The organism is Serratia sp. 2880STDY5682894, assembly GCF_001537385.1.
Taxonomy (GTDB): Bacteria; Pseudomonadota; Gammaproteobacteria; order Enterobacterales; family Enterobacteriaceae; genus Serratia; species Serratia nevei.
Genome location: NZ_FCJA01000008.1, coordinates 174449 through 192152 on the forward strand (window position 1 = coordinate 174449; position 17704 = coordinate 192152).

17 protein-coding genes and 1 tRNA gene are annotated in these 17704 nt (G+C 63.3%); 6 read left to right on the top strand and 12 right to left on the bottom strand.

The genetic code is table 11. The features are described from left to right. Positions 1-33: 33 nt before the first annotated feature. From AWX27_RS18405 to AWX27_RS18415, 4 genes are all read right to left on the bottom strand, one after another. Positions 34-1233, bottom strand: a complete 1200-nt coding sequence (locus AWX27_RS18405; protein WP_060424291.1) for a tyrosine-type recombinase/integrase — start codon at positions 1231-1233, stop codon at positions 34-36. A 162-nt stretch (positions 1234-1395) separates the two neighbouring features. Next, positions 1396-1490, bottom strand: a tRNA-Sec gene (locus AWX27_RS25150). Between the two features lie 97 nt (positions 1491-1587). Further along, positions 1588-2931, bottom strand: coding sequence for an esterase-like activity of phytase family protein (locus AWX27_RS18410; protein ID WP_060424293.1), 1344 nt, complete (start codon positions 2929-2931; stop codon positions 1588-1590). 75 nt (positions 2932-3006) lie between these two features. Continuing rightward, the gene (locus AWX27_RS18415) at positions 3007-4206 is read right to left on the bottom strand and encodes a cyanate transporter (RefSeq protein WP_072265479.1); all 1200 of its coding nucleotides are present in this window, start codon (positions 4204-4206) and stop codon (positions 3007-3009) included. Positions 4207-4332: 126 nt separating this feature from the next. Between AWX27_RS18415 and AWX27_RS18420 the strand changes: the two genes are divergently transcribed. The 4 genes from AWX27_RS18420 to AWX27_RS18435 all read left to right on the top strand — a co-directional run bounded on the left by AWX27_RS18420 (position 4333) and on the right by AWX27_RS18435 (position 8281). Continuing rightward, positions 4333-5187, top strand: coding sequence for a LysR family transcriptional regulator (locus tag AWX27_RS18420; RefSeq protein ID WP_041037265.1), 855 nt, complete (start codon positions 4333-4335; stop codon positions 5185-5187). Between the two features lie 127 nt (positions 5188-5314). Further along, positions 5315-6703 carry an amidohydrolase family protein gene (locus tag AWX27_RS18425; RefSeq protein ID WP_060424297.1) on the top strand — a complete coding sequence of 463 codons (1389 nt, stop codon included), beginning with the start codon at positions 5315-5317 and terminating at the stop codon, positions 6701-6703. Positions 6704-6803: 100 nt separating this feature from the next. Further along, positions 6804-7355 (top strand): isochorismatase family protein, encoded by a 552-nt coding sequence (locus tag AWX27_RS18430; protein ID WP_046898791.1) that lies wholly within the window; start codon positions 6804-6806, stop codon positions 7353-7355. A gap of 2 nt (positions 7356-7357) precedes the next feature. Beyond that, entirely contained in the window at positions 7358-8281 is a 924-nt protein-coding gene (locus AWX27_RS18435) for a GlxA family transcriptional regulator (protein ID WP_060424300.1), read from the top strand. Here AWX27_RS18435 and AWX27_RS18440 read toward each other — a convergent pair. Beyond that, positions 8276-9268, bottom strand: a complete 993-nt coding sequence (locus AWX27_RS18440) for an acyltransferase (protein ID WP_060424303.1) — start codon at positions 9266-9268, stop codon at positions 8276-8278. The genes AWX27_RS18435 and AWX27_RS18440 overlap by 6 nt on opposite strands. Before the next feature lie 217 nt (positions 9269-9485). Here AWX27_RS18440 and AWX27_RS18445 point away from each other — a divergent pair, with 217 nt between their 5' ends. After that, entirely contained in the window at positions 9486-10733 is a 1248-nt protein-coding gene (locus AWX27_RS18445) for an MFS transporter (protein ID WP_038875940.1), read from the top strand. Between the two features lie 53 nt (positions 10734-10786). Here AWX27_RS18445 and AWX27_RS18450 read toward each other — a convergent pair whose 3' ends face one another. Next, positions 10787-11413, bottom strand: coding sequence for a LysE family translocator (locus AWX27_RS18450; RefSeq protein ID WP_060424305.1), 627 nt, complete (start codon positions 11411-11413; stop codon positions 10787-10789). A 121-nt stretch (positions 11414-11534) separates the two neighbouring features. On the opposite strand from AWX27_RS18450, the gene AWX27_RS18455 reads away from it, so the two are divergent. Next, entirely contained in the window at positions 11535-12446 is a 912-nt protein-coding gene (locus AWX27_RS18455) for a LysR family transcriptional regulator (protein ID WP_060424307.1), read from the top strand. 11 nt (positions 12447-12457) lie between these two features. Here AWX27_RS18455 and AWX27_RS18460 read toward each other — a convergent pair whose 3' ends face one another. From AWX27_RS18460 to AWX27_RS18485, 6 genes are all read right to left on the bottom strand, one after another. Next, positions 12458-12733 carry a type II toxin-antitoxin system RelE/ParE family toxin gene (locus AWX27_RS18460; RefSeq protein WP_033631416.1) on the bottom strand — a complete coding sequence of 92 codons (276 nt, stop codon included), beginning with the start codon at positions 12731-12733 and terminating at the stop codon, positions 12458-12460. Next, positions 12733-12993, bottom strand: coding sequence for a CopG family ribbon-helix-helix protein (locus AWX27_RS18465; RefSeq protein ID WP_047025978.1), 261 nt, complete (start codon positions 12991-12993; stop codon positions 12733-12735). Before AWX27_RS18465 ends, AWX27_RS18460 begins: the two co-directional genes overlap by 1 nt. An 82-nt stretch (positions 12994-13075) precedes the next feature. Further along, complete coding sequence (selB, locus tag AWX27_RS18470; RefSeq protein ID WP_060424309.1) at positions 13076-14914, bottom strand: selenocysteine-specific translation elongation factor; 1839 nt, start codon at positions 14912-14914, stop codon at positions 13076-13078. Continuing rightward, positions 14911-16305 (bottom strand): L-seryl-tRNA(Sec) selenium transferase, encoded by a 1395-nt coding sequence (selA, locus tag AWX27_RS18475; protein ID WP_060424311.1) that lies wholly within the window; start codon positions 16303-16305, stop codon positions 14911-14913. The genes selB and selA overlap by 4 nt, the downstream gene beginning before the upstream one ends. A gap of 68 nt (positions 16306-16373) precedes the next feature. Further along, on the bottom strand, positions 16374-16979 hold the full coding sequence (locus AWX27_RS18480; RefSeq protein WP_060424313.1) for a glutathione S-transferase: 606 nt from the start codon (positions 16977-16979) through the stop codon (positions 16374-16376). A 40-nt stretch (positions 16980-17019) separates the two neighbouring features. Beyond that, positions 17020-17670 (bottom strand): DcrB/PsbP domain-containing protein, encoded by a 651-nt coding sequence (locus tag AWX27_RS18485; RefSeq protein WP_049202570.1) that lies wholly within the window; start codon positions 17668-17670, stop codon positions 17020-17022. Between the last annotated feature and the right edge of the window lie 34 nt (positions 17671-17704).

Genomic DNA, 17704 nt, shown 5'->3' on the forward strand with positions numbered 1-17704 from the left:
ATAAAAAAGGTGTAATTAAAGCATATATATATTTTAAAAAATATTCTGCTTAATTCCTCCTTTACACAATGCATTAATTAAGTCTCCGTACCACTGCAACATCTCTCTTCGCCCCTCCAGATACTGCGCATGGTTATACGTCCCACGTATAGCGTTCTTATCTACATGTGCAAGCTGCGTTTCAATCCACGCTGAGTTAAAGCCTTCTTCATGCAAAATAGTACTCATCGTGTGGCGAAAACCATGCCCAGTCAGCCTTCCTTTATATCCCAACAACTCAATCACCTGATTAACGCTTTCCTTTGAGATCGGCTTCGTTCGATCATTGCGTCCGACGAAAACCAGCGGGTATAGCCCCGTAATAGGCTTTAGTGACTCGAAAAGTGAGACAACCTGATTCGACATCGGAACGATGTGTGGTCGTTTCATCTTCATCACTTCAGCAGGGATCTCCCAAAGGCGCTTTTCAAAATTGATATCCTCCCAGCGGGCAAAACGTAATTCCTGAGTTCGTACCCCTGTAAGCATGATGATTTGAGTCGCCGTCTTGGTAATAATGCTACCGGTGTAACCGGCAAGATCCCTAAGAAAGTGAGGGAGTTCTTCGGCGGTCAGGAATGGAAAATGTGTTTTCTTTGGTGTTGCGAGGGCTGTAGCGAGGTCGGGGGCAGGATTGTATTCAGCGCGTCCGGTCACGATCGCATGACGGAATACTTCACCACAGCGCTGCCTAACTTTGCGCATCTTCTCTAATGCGCCGCGTTTTTCCATCCGGCGAAGGGTTTCCAGCAATTCCATAGGCTTAATTTCAGCTATGGGGCGCTTACCGATGTAGGGAAAAATATCCTTTTCAAAGGTATCAATAATTTCATCGCGATAACGTAATGACCAACGATCCGCTCTCAGTTGGTGCCATTCACGGGCAATAGCTTCGAAGGTATTTTCGTAGTTAAGTTTTTGAGCGATTTTCTCTGCTTTCTTTAGCTCTCCGGGATCGCTTCCAGCAGATAGTAACTTTTTCGCAGCTTCACGCTTTTCGCGGGCTTGAGCGAGAGAAACCTCAGGATAAACACCGAAGGCAAGGCGCTTTTCTTTACCGGCATAACGATACTTTAAACGCCAGTAGCGTGAGCCGTTGGTGGTTACTTCAAGGTAGAGGCCTCCACCATCAGATAGCTTGTACGGCTTCTCTTTGGGCTTGGCTGTGTCGATTTGTCTGACTGTTAGCTTCATTGGGGGCATCTCAAAATGGGGCTATAAATCATGCCCCCCATTATGCCCCCAGAATGCACTTGATTCTGGTAGAGACAGTTGACCTCGGGAGAACATAATCAGCAGTAATTGCGGGTATTATAGGGGATTTACTTGAGACAGTGGAGTTCAGGAGAGGCAAATTGGCGGAAGATCACAGGAGTCGAACCTGCCCAGGACCGCTGGCGGCCCCAACCGGATTTGAAGTCCGGCCGCCCCACCGGGGACGAGGATCTTCCTTGGAGAAGAGGGAAGCAAGGCGCTGATTATAGCGCAGTTCGTTCGCTGCGCTAAGCGGGAAATGGCGGCCGCCGGCGATTCGGCGGCCAGGGGGAGCTACTTCAGGAAATCCTTCACGTCTAGCAGGATGAACTCGTTGTCATCCGCCATATTGGGCTGGCGGCTGGAGGAGAACGGGAAGTTGTTGTCGTTGCCGACGATGATGTGGTTGGCGTCCACCACGTCCACGTTCTCGATGGTGAAGAACGGGAAGGTCAGCACGCCGTCGTTCAGCGGCTTGCGCGCCAGCTTGTTCGGATCCTGAATGTTCATCAGGTCGATATAGCCCAGTTTTTCGACCGGTTTGCCGACGTTAGCGTCCGAGAAGGCGATTTTATACACCCGCTTGAACTTGGCTACCTGGCTGAAGCAGTTGTCGGTCGGCGCACCGGCGGCGCAGGCTTTGTCCGGCGTGCCTTCGCCGTTGTCGCGCTCGATCACCAGCCCGTGGGTGGCGTCGATCATGTTGAAGTCGCCGATGGCGTTCTGGTTGTCTTCCAGCACGTACTGCCAGCTGCGGCCGGTCCAGGCCTGCCGTTTGACGTCAAACTCCAGCACCCGCAGGTAGCGTTTGCCGCCGACGTTCTCGAACTGCTCACCGTCCCACAGCGCCCCTTCCAGCAGCGGGTACAGCTTGCTGCCGTCCGGCGAGGCGGCCATGCCTTCAAAGCCCTTGGAGCGCGCCACCTGGAAGTTTTGCTTGCCGTCCGGCGCGCCCGGCAGGGTCAGCGTCGGGTTGTCCGGCGATTTCACCACCTTGCCGTCCACCAGGGTGTCGAACACCGCCAGCACTTTACCGTTCAGGTCGGCCTTGATCAGGTAAGGCCCGAATTCTTCACCGATCCATAAAGCATCGTCGGCAAACTGGAAGCTTTCCGGATCGAAATCGCTGCCGGTCAGATAACGCTTCTCGGTGCTCTCGTTGATGATGTGGAACGGCACCTTTTTATCCGGATCGTGCAGGAAAACCGTCTTCAGCGGCGCGACCGTGCCGTCTTTAAAATCGATCTTGTAGTGATTGAGGTACAGCATGGCGTCCGGCGAATTGGCCTTGCTGCCGAAGCCGTTGTCGGTCAGCACCCAGTAGGTGCCGTCGGGCATGTGTTTGATGCCGGAGTGGCCCTGCAGCGGCTGACCGTCGATCGGCAGGCCGAGGCCGGTCAGGCGATCGGCGGATTTGCCCGCCACGCTGCCCAGCTCGGTGACGCGTTTGCCGCTGGTGTACTTGCCGCTCTGCTGCAGATCGCTCGGCGCGTCCTTCGGTGTGGAAACGGCGGATTTCACCGGCAGCAGCGCATGCCCAGCCAACGTCGCTTGCACCGGCTGCGCGTCGGCCCACAGGTTGGCGCTCAGCGCCATGCAGCCGACCAGCAGCGCCAGCCGGGTTTTGGTGTTGTGCATGTCATTGTCCCTTTTCGTTGTTATCGCCCAGAAGTAAAAGCAACGTCACTATAGGGAGCGGCAATGACAGAAATATTATTCGGCGAACGCCCGCCGGTAGCTGTGCGGATGGAAGCGCCAGGTGATGACGATCAGCACCACCACCAGCAGCGCATGGATCTGCCAGTCCAGCACGAAGCCGCCGCTGTAGTCGCGCAGCAGGCCGGAAAGGTAGGGCGTCACGCCCGCCAGCAGGAAGCCGACGCCCTGCATAAAGGCCACCAGCCGCCCGGCCGCCGCCGGCTGGTGCAGGTGATCAAGCGCCAGCACCAGGCACAGCGGGAACGCGCCGCCCAGCCCCAGCCCGGAAACCAGCACCCACAGCCACGGCAGCGTTTGCGGCAGGTAAATCAGGCCGATAAAGCCGATCAGTTGCATCATCAAGGCCAACAGCAGCAGCGGCCGCCGGTCATGATTGCGCGCCAGTGCCGGCAGCAGCAGCGCGCCCATCACCTGGCCGAAGGTCATCAGCGCCAGCAGCGAACCGCTGGCCTGCGGCTGCCAGCCGAGCTGCATGTAGTACGGTGGCAGCCAGGCGATCAGGCTGGTATAACCGCCGTTGATCAGGCCGAAATAGGCACCGAGCAGCCAGGCGCGCCGGTTGCGCAGCAGGCTTGGGCCGCGGTGTTCTCCCGCCGCGCCTAGGCGAGACAGCCCGCGGCTGACCGGCCACCAGGCCAGCAGCGCCACCAGGGCCGGCAACGCCCACCAGGCCAGCGCGCTGTGCCAGTCGTGCCCCGCGCTCATCAGCCACGGGGTGATCGCCGCCCCCAGCCCGCCGCCGCCCATCAGCGCCGCCGACCACAGCCCGGCCACCAGCGCCATGCTTTTAAGGAAGTGATGCTTGATGATGCCGGGCATCACCGCCTGGATCACCCCGATGCCGAGCCCGCCCAGCACCGCGCTCATCAGCAGTTGCACGCTGCCGGGGGCCAGTTCGCGCCAAAGCGCGCCCAGCCCGATCGCCAGCAGGCTCAACGTCACGGCGCTGCGTTCGCTGAACAGCCGATTGATGGCGCCGCCCGCCAGCGCCATCAGCCCCATCATCAGCACCGGCAGCGTGGTCAGCAGCGCCGCGCCGCCAAAGCTCAGCCCGGTGGCCTGACGCAGCGTCGGCAGCAACGGGCCGATCGAGGTCAACAGCGGCCGCATGTTCAGGCCGATCAACACCAGCGCCAGCAACAGAGGGTTGAGCCAGCGGCGCGAAGAGGATGAATTAACAGAATGATTTAACACGGTATATTCCTGGTACTGCAAAATGAAAGGTGCGGCGTCACAGCGCGATCGCCGCAGCGTTGCGTTACTGTAGGCAACGCCGCTAGTATTGGGAAATTAAATAATAAAATAGCCAACAGTGGGAAAATGAATCGCTACCCGATGTTCAATCCGCAGCTGCTGCTCAGCTTCGTCGCCGTATGCGACAGCAACAGCTTCACCCGCGCCGCAGAGCGGGTGTTTTTGTCGCAGTCCACCGTTAGCCAGCAGGTGCGCCGGCTGGAAGAGATGCTGGGCAAGCCGCTGTTTGAGCGCTCCTCGCATCAGGTGCTGCTGACCGAAGAAGGCGTGAAGCTGTTGAGCTACGCGCGCCGCATCATCGCGCTGAATGAAGAAGCCCACGACGCGCTGACCGGCATCTGGCGCGACGGCGTGCTGCGGATCGGCATGCCGGAGGATTTCGCCGTGCCCACCACCGAGCTGCTGGCCGACTTCAGCCGCGAACACCCGCACCTGCGGCTGGACGTCGCCAGCGGCCTGAGCGCCGATCTGCACAGCGCCTACGCGCGTGAAGAGCTGGATCTGATCCTGGTGAAACAGCGCCGCCGGCAACCGCCGCGCGCCGCGCGGCCGGAACCGCTGCTGTGGCTGGACAGCCTGGCCTTCCCGGCCATCGAGCAATCGCCGGTGCCGCTGGCGGTATTTCCGCTCAGCGGCCTGTACCGCGACGAGCTGTGCCAGGCGCTCGACAACCTCGGCAAACGCTGGCGCATCGGCTACAGCAGCGCCAGCCTGGCGGCGCTGACCGCCGCTTCGGCCGCCGGGCTGGGCGTCACCCTGCTGCCGGCCGGCTGCCGTCTGCCCACGCATCGGGTGTTGGGCGAAGCCGAAGGATTACCGCCGATAGACAGCTTCGAACTGGCGCTCTACTACCGCGACGGCGCTCCCGCCGCCACGCTGGCGCTGGCCCAGCGGCTGGCGGTGTTTTGCGGGTTGAAATAAACGCCGGCAGACGCCGAACATTACCAAATCGAATAGTCACCAGTGGCAAATGTCGCTGCCAACCGGCCGGTTCCTCTCCTAAATTGGGGGATGTTTCACCCCTCACCTCTGGATTAAGGAACCGAACGTGGAAAACCCTCAACAACCGGGCCGCAGAGCCTTCCTCAGCCAAACCGGCAAACTCACCACCGCCTGCGCGGTGATCGGCCTGACGGGCGGCATGGCGCAGGCCGCGTCACCGGGCGACGGGCAGTGCGCACCGGCACCGATGACCCTGACCGATCGCCACTACTGCCTGAGTGAGGTGCGGCTGGAAGACGGCTTTGAATACGACGGCGAAACGGTGATCGGCACCCGCACCGCGCTGTACACACTGGAGATCAAAGACGGCAAGATCGCCGCCATTCACGCCGCCAACGCCTCCCTGCCCGCCGGCGTGCCCCGCTATCAGGCGCAGGGCCAGCTGCTGCTGCCAGCGTTCCGCGACATGCACATCCACCTGGACAAAACCTTCTACAGCGGCCCGTGGCAGGCGCCGCGCCCGCGCCAGGGCAAGACCATCATGGACATGATCGCGCTGGAGCAGACGCTGATACCGAAACTGCTGCCCACCTCGCAGCAGCGGGCGGAAAACCTGATCGCCCTGCTGCAGTCCAAAGGCAGCACCGTGGCACGCAGCCACTGCAATATCGATCCGGTCAGCGGCCTGAAAAGCCTGGAGCACCTGCAGCGCGCGCTGGAAAACCACCGGGCGGATTTCAGCTGTGAAATCGTCGCCTTCCCGCAGCACGGCCTGCTGCACTCCAGGGTCGATGCGCTGATGCGCGAAGCGATGCAGATGGGCGTGCAGTACGTCGGCGGGCTCGATCCGACCAACGTCGACGGCGCGATGGAGAAATCGCTGGACGCCATGTTCCAGATCGCCCTCGATACCGGCAAAGGCGTGGATATCCACCTGCATGAGACCAGCCCGGCCGGGGTCGCCGCCATTAACTACATGATCGCCACCGTGGAGAAAAACCCGGCGCTGCGCGGCAAGGTCACCATCAGCCACGCGTTCGCCCTGACTACGCTGACGCCGGGCGAACTGGCGGAAACCGCCACCCGGCTGGCGGCGCAGCAGATCACCATCGCCTCCACGGTGCCGATCGGCGGCCTGATGATGCCGTTGCCGCAGCTCAGCGAGAAAGGGGTGTTCGTGATGACCGGCACCGACAGCGTGATCGACCACTGGTCGCCGTTCGGCACCGGCGACATTCTGGAGAAGGCTAACCTGTATGCCCAGCTGTACCGCGGCTCCGACGAGTATCACCTGTCGCGCGCCATGGCCATCTCCACCGGCGGCGTGCTGCCGCTGGACGATAAGGGCCAGCGCGCCTGGCCGAAAGCCGGCGACGCCGCCGAGTTCGTGCTGGTCAACGCCAGCTGTTCCGCCGAGGCGGTCGCCCGTCTGCCGGCGCGCAGCGCCACCTTCCATCAGGGGCGTCTGGTGGCCGGCCAGGTGAGCAAAGCCTAAGGTCGGTCCGCTGTTGTCATCATGATGGCCGTTTTTGGCCTTCTGCCAGAGTAAGGCGCGGCGCAAGATGGTCGCTACACACACTGGCGGAGGGCCGAAAATGTCACAGAGCGCGTTATTGATCATCGATGTCCAGCAATCATTCCAGCATCGTCCATTCTGGCAGGAGGACGATCTGCCGGCGTTCCAACAGGCGCTGACGCGCCTGATCGCGGGCTGCCGGCAACGCGGCGCGGCGCTGGTCGATGTGCTGCACGTTTCGCCGCAGGGGCCGTTCTCGCTGGCTTCGGGCCACGTGCAGCGCCTGCCGTTCCTCACCCACCAGGCGGATATCACCGTGCATAAGCATGTGCACAATGCGCTGACCGAATCCGGCCTCGACGCCTGGCTGCGCGAGCGGGATATCAACCACCTGATCGTCTCCGGCATCCGTACCGAGCAGTGCTGCGAAACCACCACCCGGGTAGCGTCCGATCTCGGTTATCGGGTGACCTTCGTCACCGAGGCGACGCTGACCTTCCCGATGCGCCATCCCGACGGCGAAGTCTTTACCCCCGCGCAGCTGAAGCGGCATACTGAAACCGTACTGGTCGATCGTTTCGCCCGCATCGCCAGCGTGGATGAGGCGCTGGCGCAACTCGCACAGGAGTAACCATGTCGCAGGCCGTCTATTTTCTGCTGTTGCCCAACGTGCTGTCGCTGGACGTCAGCGGCCCGGCGGAAACCCTGCGCCTCGCGGGGCAGTTCAGCCTGCGTTATCTCAGCCCGTCGCCACAGATCATCTGCTCCATCGGCATGACGCTGAGCGGCCTGCAGCCGTTGCCCGAACGCTTGGAAGACGGCGCCATCCTGGTGCTGCCGGGCGTCGGCGATTCGCAGCGCTATTTCGCCGGGGAAGAGGCCGAGCAGGCGCGTCGCTGGCTGGCGACGCTGCGGCCCGATCTGCAGCGGCAGCGCATCACCCTGGTGTGCATCTGCTCCGGCGCGCTGCTGGCGGCGCAGGCCGGGCTGCTCGACGGCTATCAGTGCACCACCCACCACGACGTTATCGAGCGTATCCGCCGGCAGGCGCCGGCGGCGCAGGTGAAAGAGAACCGTATCTTCGTCGAAGATCGCGGCGTCTACACCAGCGCGGGCATCACCACCGGCATCGATTTGGCGCTGCACCTGGTGCACCGCCACTGCGGCTCCGGCCGGGCGCGCGACGTCGCCCGCGATATGGTGGTCTATTTCCGCCGCGCGGGGGACGATCCGCAGCTGTCGCCCTGGCTGCGCTACCGCAACCACCTGCACCCGGCGGTGCACCGCGCGCAGGACGTGATGGCCGCCGAGCCGGAGACCGACTGGTCGGTGCCGCAGGTGGCGGAAAAAGCGCACGTCAGCAGCCGCCACCTGGCGCGGCTGTTTCGCAGCCACGTCGGCATCAGCGTGCGGGAATACCATGAGCAGCTGCGGCTGGCGGTGGCGCAACAGCGTCTGCAGCAAGGATATGGGTTGGAGAAGGCCGCGTTGGCGGCCGGCTTTTCTTCCGGGCGGCAGCTGCGCCGCGCCCAGCAGCGCCAGCGCTCGCCGCTATGACACCAGCCGGCGGGTATCCAGCCGCTGCAGGCCGACAGACAGCAGCAGGCTGAGCCCCAGCGCCACGCCGAACACCCAGAAGATATCCAGCAGCGGGTGCCCGGTGAAATCCAGGTGCCGGCTGCGCATCACGTTGACGATAAGGGCATGAAAACCGTAGATCGCCAGCGAATGGCGAGAGAACGCGCTCAGCCAGCCGATCGGCTGCGGCAGACAGTGTTTCACCCACACCAGCAGCGCCACCGCCGCCATAAACACCAGCGGGCCGCTGTAGATATAGTAGGTATCGGCGAAGTTGCGGTTGATGAACAGCTGGTGCTTGGTGCCGCGCGCGATCAGCGCCACGCACAGCGCAAATCCCAGCGCCGCCAGCCAGCCCACGGCGCGCCCGCGCGCCTCCATCATGCCAATCGCCCGCCCGGCCAGCGCATACAGCAGGTAGTAGAAGGTATCGCCGTAGATATACAGGTTAACCGGCAGCAGGTGCACGTTGCCGAAGGTCAGCTTGTCGGTATTCGGGTTGGCGATCGCCGCCAACACCACCAGCGCGGCGGCCAGGTAACGGCGCGACACCGGCTTGACGCTGATCAGCGGCGACAGCAGGTAAATCACCGCAATGGCATAGAAAAACCACAGATGATAGAACACCGGCTTTTGCAGGATGGCGCGCAGCGACGGCCAGAAGCCGATCTTGGTAAAGGCCGCGATATAGATCAGCGCGATGGCACTGTAGAACAGAATGCAGCAGGCGATACGGGTGAAATGCCGCCGGCCGGCGCTCTTGTCGCCGAAGAACAGGTAGCCGGAAATCATGAAAAACAGCGGCACCGACACGCGTGACAGCGAGTTCAGCACGTTGGCGATATCCCAATTGTGCAGCCCTATCGCCGCGCCGTTGGTGACGTAATAGGTGGTGGCGTGGATCATCACCACCATCATGCACGCCATCGCCCGCAGGTTGTCTATCCAGCCGATTTTCTCGCTCAAACGCTCGCCCGATCTTGTGTCATATTGATATGTTAAGAAGAGGTTATCGGGCACGGCGTTCGGCGACAACCCAAAAGCGAAATATCAGAATGCACTTAAACAACACCTTATTATTGCGAAGGTGAACAATTGGCGGCAAAATAGCCGCCACAACTCGCTCAGTTTGCGCTTCCCGCCCTGGCAGTTCCTTTTTCTCTTTTACTATCAGTACAATAATATGAAAACGACATTACCACCTGCGGCACGTTTGGGCCGACAGGCGCTTTTATTCCCTCTTTGTCTGGTGCTGTTCGAGTTCGCCACCTATATCGGCAACGATATGATTCAGCCGGGCATGCTGGCCGTCGTGGCGGATTTCAACGCCGGCGAAGAGTGGGTACCCACCTCGATGACCGCCTATCTGGCCGGCGGCATCTTCCTGCAGTGGCTGCTCGGGCCGCTGTCGGATCGCCGCGGCCGCCGCCCGGTGATGCTGGCCGGGGTGGCGTTCTTTATCGTCGCCTGCCTGGCGATCCTGCTGGTCACCACCATCGAACAGTTCATCGCCATGCGTTTCCTGCAGGGCATAGGCCTGTGCTTTATCGGCGCCGTCGGCTACGCCACCATTCAGGAGTCGTTTGAAGAATCGGTGTGCATCAAGATCACCGCGCTGATGGCCAACGTGGCGCTGATCGCCCCGCTGCTCGGGCCGCTGGCCGGCGCGGCGCTGATCCACGTCGCGCCGTGGCAGAGCATGTTCGTGCTGTTCGCCGCGCTGGCGGCCATCGCCTTCTACGGCCTGTGGAAAGCGATGCCGGAAACCGCCACGCTGCAGGGCGAGGCGTTCTCCGCCGCCAACCTGTGGCGCGACTACCGCCAGGTGCTGGGCAACCGCCGCTTCCTGTGCGGCGCGCTGGCGATCGGTTTCGCCAGCCTGCCGCTGCTGGCCTGGATCGCCCAGTCGCCGGTGATCCTGATCAGCGGTGAGTCGCTGTCGACGCTGGACTACGGCCTGCTGCAAATCCCGGTGTTCGGCGCGCTGATCCTCGGCAACCTGACGCTGGCGCGCCTGACCGGCAAAAACAGCGTGGAGCGCCTGATCAAGCTGGGCGCAGGCCCGATGCTGCTGGGGTTGCTGATCGCCGCGCTGGCAACCCAGTTCTCCAGCCACGCCTACCTGTGGATGACCGCCGGCCTGAGCCTGTACGCCTTCGGCATTGGCCTCGCCAACGCCGGGCTGTATCGCCTGACGCTGTTCTCAAGCAACGTCAGCAAGGGCACGGTGTCAGCCACCATGGGCATGCTGAGCATGATGGTGTTCACCGTCGGCATCGAACTGGCCAAGGTCGCCTACGTCTGGGGCGGCAGCGGGCTGTTCAACCTGTTCAACCTCATCAGCGGCCTGTGCTGGCTGACGCTGGTGGCGCTGTTCCTCGGCAAACGCCGCAACGGCGACCCCACGCCGCAGCCGACCGGCGCGGCTTAAATGCCACGATAAAACGCCGGTCCGGTTTCCCGACCGGCGTTTTTTATGCGGCTTCAGCCGAACAGCCCCCACAGCGCATACCCCGCTCCCACTACCGCCACCCCCAACAGCAGCGATGCCGACAGGACAGAGATCGCCCGCCGCGCGTGCTGCAGCGCCATTCCCGACAGCAGGGTGATATAGGTCAGCAAGATGGCGAAGTCCGCCAGCACCCACAGCGCGGTCAGCAGCGTCAGGCTGGTGCCGATCGAGGGGGTGACGGCGATAAACTGCGGGAAAAAGGCGACGAAGAAGACAATGTCTTTGGGGTTGGCGATGCCCACCAGAAAACCGTTCAGGATCGCCGAGCGTTTTTGCGGTGGCGCAACGGGCTCCGCATCGGGGGGGCGCGCGGATAAATCCTCATACAGCGAGACGATCGCCATACGGCCGATAAACAGGCAACCCAGCAGGCCTACCCACTGCAGCATGCGCATATCCACGGCGAACAGCCCGGTGATAATCAGCGCGGCGATGCCGATCAGCAACAAGGAGGCCCCGTTGCTGCCCAGCGCGGTCAACAGCGCACGCCGGGCGCCAAAGCGCGCGGCGGTGTTGGCCACCATCGCCACCACCGGCCCCGGCGTGGCGATCAGCAACAAAATGGCGGCGAAATACGCCGCCAGTAACGACAGGTTCATCTTTATTTCACTCACATTCAGTCAGTTGGCATCGCGCCATTATCATGCCGCCGCCCCCGCCTTGAAAAAGGAGTAATCCTGTCGTTTACTGTGAATCAGACTCATTATTAGAGACGCCGCGATGGCCAGTTCCCTTCCGCCGCTTTACGCCCTGCGCGCCTTCGAAAGCGCCGCCCGCACCGGCTCGTTCACGCTGGCCGCCGAGGAGCTGCATCTCACCCCGAGCGCGGTCAGCAAGCACATCAAAACGCTGGAGCAGCACTTCGGCTGCCGGCTGTTCCAGCGCAACGGCCCGCGTATCGAGGTCACGCCGCAGGGGAAAATCTTCGCCGCCGAGCTGCAGCAAGGGTTTGGCCGCATCGAGCAAGCCTGCGAGCTGTTCAGAAGCCACCGCGATCTGCTGCGGCTGAAGGCGCCTTCCACCCTGACCATGCGCTGGCTGCTGGACTGCCTGAGCCGGTTCCGGCAAACGGCGCAGGCGTTCGACGTGCAGGCAGCCAGCGTCTGGATGGACATCGACAGCGTGGATTTTTTCAGCGAACCCTACGACTGCGCCATCCTGCTCGGCAACGGCCATTTCGGCGCCAATACCGCCGCCGCCAAGCTGTTCGACGAATGGCTAATCCCGATTTGCGCCCCCGCGCTGCTCGCCGACGGGCAGCGCGATCTCGCCACCTGCCCGCTGATCCACCCTTCGCCCGATCGGCGCGACTGGCGGCGCTGGCTGCAAAAAAGCGGCATCGCGGCCCCGATCGATCTTGCACGCGGCCAGGTATTTGATTCGCTGGAACAGGGCAACGCCGCAGCCATCGCCGGGCACGGCATCTCGATCGGGGATCTGGCGCTGAGCCTGCGAACCATTGAGGAGGGGTTATTGGCGCTGCCTTGTGACGCCGCCGTGCGCACCGGCGACGGTTACTATCTGGTTTGGCCGGCGGAGTCGGCGAAACGGCCGCTGATCGAACGCTTACAGGCGTTTCTCACCGCCCAAACGCCCGACGTCAGCCGGGCCGCCGTCAGGTTTATCTGCTAGGGAAATTCGGCCTATCGCTCTTCGCGGGTATGCCAAATACGCAGAACATAAATCGCTGCCGGCTGCACCTGGTAACGTATCTCATAGCGGCCGACCAGAATACGCCTCACTTCCTGCGGTAAAAACTCGTCCAACCTTTCACCCAAGCGAGGATTATCAAGCAACGCTTTAGGCGCGGCGACCAAAGCCTTCACCGAATTCGCTGCCGCAGTACGGTTAGCCAAAGCAAGAAACTCAAACAAACGCGCCAAATCCGATAGCGCCTTACTCGTCCATTTTAACTCCATCAGCGCGGTACCGGCAGCGGCTCGTCACTGTCCAGGCTGGCCGCCCAGGCTTCTACCGACTCATGATCGATAACGTTTTGCTGTTCGACATCGGCCAGCGCCGCCAGCGTTAATCGACGGCGCTCTTCCTCTTGCTCAAGCCAGGCGGCGAGGGCTTGCTTCACTATCCATCCCCGTGAGCGGTCAAGTTTGGCGGCCATTTCATCCACCTTTTCAGCCAAAGGCAGCGGCACATGAGCGGTGATGACTTTCGTATTCATCGTCTTGCTCCTCAATACAATCGACATCAATCAAAGTGATTAAAGCTGATTATACCGTCATCAGAGAACAAAAAACACGCAATCAGTTGCCGAACAACCCGCCGTCACGCAGCAGATGCTCGTTACCCTTGCGGCGGGTAAAACCGCTGCGATCGAAGAACTCCAGCACCTGGATCGCCAGCTTGCGCCCGACGCCGAGCCGATCGCGGAAGTCGGCGGCGTTGGCGCCGCCCCGCTCCGCATCCAGCTCGCGGATCAGCGCCGCGAACTGATCGATGCGTCGGCTGAGGTAATAGCGATCCACCACCACCGCCGTCACATGGCCCAGCTGAGCTGCCTTACGCAGCAGCGCCCGTACCCGGCTCTCTTCCTCGCCCAACTCGCTCGCCAGATCGCGCACCCACCACGGCTCGTCGCCGAACAGCGGTTCGATGCGCGCCCACAGCGGCGCCTCTTCGGCGCTGAATGCCAGACCGTGTTCCGGCAAATGCAGCCAGCCGCGCGTGTTGCGCAGCGCACCGGCCTTCAGCAGCCGATCGATCATCATAAACACCAACGCTTCCGGCTGCTGAGGCAGGGCCATACGCCGCAGGCGGGCGCGCCCTAACCCCAGCTGGTCGGCGTGCTGTTGGTGGTACTCCGCCAGCACCTGCAGCAGCCGGCTCTCCGCCTGTTGCACCTGATCCTGCGCGAGCACCCGGTCACCGACGATCAGCAGATCGCGATCCGCCAGCAGTGCCGCCAGGCCGTCGTCGGTCAACTGACGCGCCCAGGCGAACGCCGCCAGCGACAGCGCGCCCTGCGGCAGCTCAAGCGCCAGCACCTGCGCATCGTCTTGCGCCTGCGCCAGAGCCTGCAGCCATGCCAGGTAGTCCGGCTGGCGCTTGCCGCGCTTGGGGGCGCTCAGCCTGAGCACCCGAGCCGCGCCCAGCGTTTGCCGTGCGCCGATATCGCGCAGCACCAGCCGATCGTTCTCCGCCAGCCACAGCGGGCGATCGAGGATCAGTTCCGCCAGCCCGTCGTTCAGCAGCGAAATGCGCCCGGTGATGTGGCTGGCGGCATGGTGCAGATGCAGCGGCTGCCAATGGCGGATCGGCCGATCCGCTTCCAGCGCCACCAGAATGCGTTCCGCCGCCTCCGGCGGACGCTGCGCCAGCAACCAGTCGCCGCGCGCGATCCGGTCTCTATCGACATCGCCGCTGATGTTCAACGCGATGCGTTGCCCGGCCTGCGCCTGCTCCACGGTCTGATTTTGGGCGTGCAGGCCACGCACCCGCACCGGCGCGTCGGCGCCGGTCAGCCACAGCGTATCCCCCACCTGCACCCGGCCGCCGAGCGCGGTGCCGGTCACCACCAGCCCCGCCCCTTTGACGCTGAACGCACGGTCTATCGCCAGGCGAAAACGGCGCGTCAACGCGTGCTCGCCGGAGGGCAGCGCCAGCAAATGCGCGCGCAGCGCCTCGATGCCTTCCCCCGCCGCCGCGGTAACAAACAGCGGCGCATCGGGCCAGCCCTGGCGCGCCAGTTCGTCGCGCACCTGGCGGCGTACCTCGTCGACACGCGCCGCGTCCACCCGGTCGGCCTTGGTCAACGCCACCGTCAGCGCCGGGCGCCCGCTCAGGCGCAGGATCGCCAGATGCTCGCAGGTTTGCGCCATCACGCCGTCGTCGCAGGCCACCACCAGCAATGCATGGTCGATACCGCCGACGCCCGCCAGCATATTGGCGAGGAATTTCTCGTGGCCGGGCACGTCGATAAAGCCCAGTACCCGGCCGTCCGGCTGCGGCCAGTAGGCGTAACCCAGATCGATAGTCATGCCGCGGCGCTTTTCTTCCGGCAGGCGATCCGCGTTGATCCCCGAGATCGCCTGCAGCAGGGTGGTTTTGCCATGATCGACATGGCCGGCGGTGGCGATGATCATGAGGCGCTCAGCGCTTCGATCAGCGCCCCTTCCTGTTCCAGACAGCGCAGATCCAGCCACAGCCGGCCGTCGCCGAGGCGGCCGATCACCGGCTGCGGCAGGCGGCGCCAGCGTTCAGCCAACGCCTCCAGCGTGGCGCCGCGGCCGTCGCGCGGCGTGAAGGTCAGCGCATAGCTGGGCAGGCGATCCACCGGCAGTGAACCGCTGCCAATCTGCGACCAGCACGGTTCGGCGCGCAGCTCGAAATCGGCGGTAAACCGTGGCGTCAGCGCCGCCAGCAGCCGCTCGGCCGCCTGTTGCATCTCCAGCTGCGGGCGGGTCAGCAGCCGCAGCGTCGGCAGCTGCTCAGCCAGTTTTTCCGGCTGCAGATAGAGCCGCAGCGTGGCCTCCAGGGCCGCCAGCGTCAGCTTGCCGACGCGCAGCGCGCGTTTGAGCGGATGCTGCTGCAGGCGAGCGATCAGCGCCTTTTTGCCGACGATGATGCCGGCCTGCGGGCCGCCCAGCAGCTTATCGCCGGAGAACGTCACCAGATCGACGCCGGCGGCCAGCAGCCGCTGCGGCATCGGTTCGGCGGGCAGGCCGTACTGCGCCATGTCGATCAGCGAGCCGCTGCCCAGATCGGTGGTGGTCGGCACGCCCTGTTCGGCCCCGAGCTGCGCCAGTTCGGCCTCGTCGACCGCCGCGGTAAAGCCCTGAATGCTGTAGTTGCTGGTGTGCACCTTCATCAACAGGCCGGTCTGCTCGTTGATGGCCTGGCGGTAATCTTTCAGATGGGTGCGGTTGGTGGTGCCGACCTCCACCAGTTGGCAGCCCGCCTGGCGCATCACGTCGGGTATGCGGAACGCGCCGCCGATCTCCACCAGCTCGCCGCGCGACACCACCACCTCTTTGCCGGGAGCGATCGCCGCCAGCATCAGCAGCACCGCCGCCGCGTTGTTATTGACGATGCAGGCGTCCTCCGCGCCGGTCAGCCGGCACAGCAGATCCGCCACCGCCCGATCGCGATGGCCGCGCCCGGCGCCGTCCAGATCGTACTCCAGCGTCACCGCCTCCCCCATCACCGCGCTTACCGCGTCCTTCACCGGCTGCGCCAGCAGGGCGCGCCCGAGGTTGGTGTGCAGCACGGTGCCGCTGAGGTTGAACACCGGCAGCAAAGCCGGGCGTTGCTGCCGGGCCAGCTCCGCCCGCAGCGCCTGCGGCCAGTCGTCGCACCAAGCGGGTAAACGTTGCTGTTGCCTGATCGCGGCGCGCGCCTCGGCCTGCAGCCGGCGCAGCAGTTCGCCGATCAGCGTCTGGCCATGCTGCGCCACCAGCGGTTCAATCGCGGGTTCTCGCAGCAGGCGGTCAATGGCGGGCAGTTGGCTGTAAAGAAGGTGGGATTCAGTGCTCATGGTCGCTCGGTTTTCAGTTTAGACGTATCGGCATAGCAAAACCCCGCCGCGGCGGGGGAGAAAAAAGCTCAGGGAGGCGAGGTGCGGGCGAAGCTTTCGCGGGCGAACAGGCGTTCGGCCAGCTTGACCAGCGCCGGGCGCTCGACGCACCAGTTGGGCAGGATGCGGCGGAAATTGAGGTAGCCCAGCGCGCAGCCGGTGGCGATATCCGCCAGCGTCAGCCGCTCGGCATTGAGCCACGTTTTTTCCCGCGCCAGCGCCTCCAGCGCATCCAACCCCTGCGTCAGTTTGTCACGCTGGCGCAGCATCCAGTTTTCGTCCTGTTTTTCCGGCGCGCGCCGGCTTTCGCGAAACAGGGTCGCCGCCGCTTCGGTCACGCCGTCCGCCAGCGCCGCCACCTGGCGGACGCGCAACGCGGCGGTGCGATCGGCCGGCAAGAACGCCGGTTCCACCGCCAGCAGCTCAAGGTATTCGGCCACCACCGGCGAGTCGTAAAACACCTCGCCGTCATCGGCGATCAGCACCGGCACCTTGGCGAGCGGGTTCAGCTCCTTCACCCGGCTGCCGGGCTCATACGGCGGATCGTTGACGAATTCGAACGCGATCCCCTTCTCCAGCAGCATCACGGAAATCTTGCGCACAAAGGGACTGGTGTAACTGCCGATAAGCTTCATCCGTTCTCCTCCGCTTCGTCCTGGCCGCGGCGCGGCGCCCTTACTTCACCGCCAGGGTATCGATAATCCTCTGCACCAGCGCCTGGTGCACTTCCGGCGTTTTGGCCGGCGACAGCATTTGCAGCGTCACCACCCGCTTGTTGAACACCGTCAGCACCAGCGTGGACACCACCTTCTGCCCGTTGACGGTCTGCTCGGTATCCACCCGGCGAAACTTCTGTTTGCCGACGGTGAAGTTCTCTTCTTTGGTGGTCTGGATATTCTGATAGCGCTCGGCCAGCACCGTGATGGCGCTCTGCGCCAGCTCTTTCAGCATTTTGTCGCTGGTGTTGAGCTTCATGTCGTCCGGCGGGATCACCTCGGACGAAACCGCGCTCTGGCGCGACTTGCCGTCGAGGAAGCGCTGAATGGTGGAGGTGCTGTCGTTGATGATGCCGCTGTTCAGCGTCTGATCGCTAAAGCCCGGCGGCAGCTCGAAGGTGATTTTGCCCTTCTGCAGCGACACGCTCAGCCCCGGCGGCGCGGGCGGGGTTTCTGCCGGCGCAGGCGGCGGCGGTGGCGCGGGCTGCGTCACGGTCGGCTTGGTGTCCGGTGGCGGTACCGCCGGTTTGGTGTCGTCTTTGTTGTCGCAGGCCGCCAGTCCCATCGCCAGCACGGCGACCGCGGTCAATTTTGCCAGGGTGTTTAACATCGTGGTTCCTTTCGCTTGGCGCGTTATGGCCTAA

Coding starts and splice junctions, on each gene's coding strand:
- AWX27_RS18405 (WP_060424291.1), bottom strand. CDS start 1,233: ATGAAGCTAACAGTCAGACAAATCGACACAGCCAAGCCCAAAGAGAAG.
- AWX27_RS18410 (WP_060424293.1), bottom strand. CDS start 2,931: ATGCACAACACCAAAACCCGGCTGGCGCTGCTGGTCGGCTGCATGGCG.
- AWX27_RS18420 (WP_041037265.1), top strand. CDS start 4,333: ATGAATCGCTACCCGATGTTCAATCCGCAGCTGCTGCTCAGCTTCGTC.
- AWX27_RS18430 (WP_046898791.1), top strand. CDS start 6,804: ATGTCACAGAGCGCGTTATTGATCATCGATGTCCAGCAATCATTCCAG.
- AWX27_RS18435 (WP_060424300.1), top strand. CDS start 7,358: ATGTCGCAGGCCGTCTATTTTCTGCTGTTGCCCAACGTGCTGTCGCTG.
- AWX27_RS18445 (WP_038875940.1), top strand. CDS start 9,486: ATGAAAACGACATTACCACCTGCGGCACGTTTGGGCCGACAGGCGCTT.
- AWX27_RS18450 (WP_060424305.1), bottom strand. CDS start 11,413: ATGAACCTGTCGTTACTGGCGGCGTATTTCGCCGCCATTTTGTTGCTG.
- AWX27_RS18455 (WP_060424307.1), top strand. CDS start 11,535: ATGGCCAGTTCCCTTCCGCCGCTTTACGCCCTGCGCGCCTTCGAAAGC.
- AWX27_RS18460 (WP_033631416.1), bottom strand. CDS start 12,733: ATGGAGTTAAAATGGACGAGTAAGGCGCTATCGGATTTGGCGCGTTTG.
- AWX27_RS18465 (WP_047025978.1), bottom strand. CDS start 12,993: ATGAATACGAAAGTCATCACCGCTCATGTGCCGCTGCCTTTGGCTGAA.
- selB (WP_060424309.1), bottom strand. CDS start 14,914: ATGATCATCGCCACCGCCGGCCATGTCGATCATGGCAAAACCACCCTG.
- selA (WP_060424311.1), bottom strand. CDS start 16,305: ATGAGCACTGAATCCCACCTTCTTTACAGCCAACTGCCCGCCATTGAC.
- AWX27_RS18480 (WP_060424313.1), bottom strand. CDS start 16,979: ATGAAGCTTATCGGCAGTTACACCAGTCCCTTTGTGCGCAAGATTTCC.
- AWX27_RS18485 (WP_049202570.1), bottom strand. CDS start 17,670: ATGTTAAACACCCTGGCAAAATTGACCGCGGTCGCCGTGCTGGCGATG.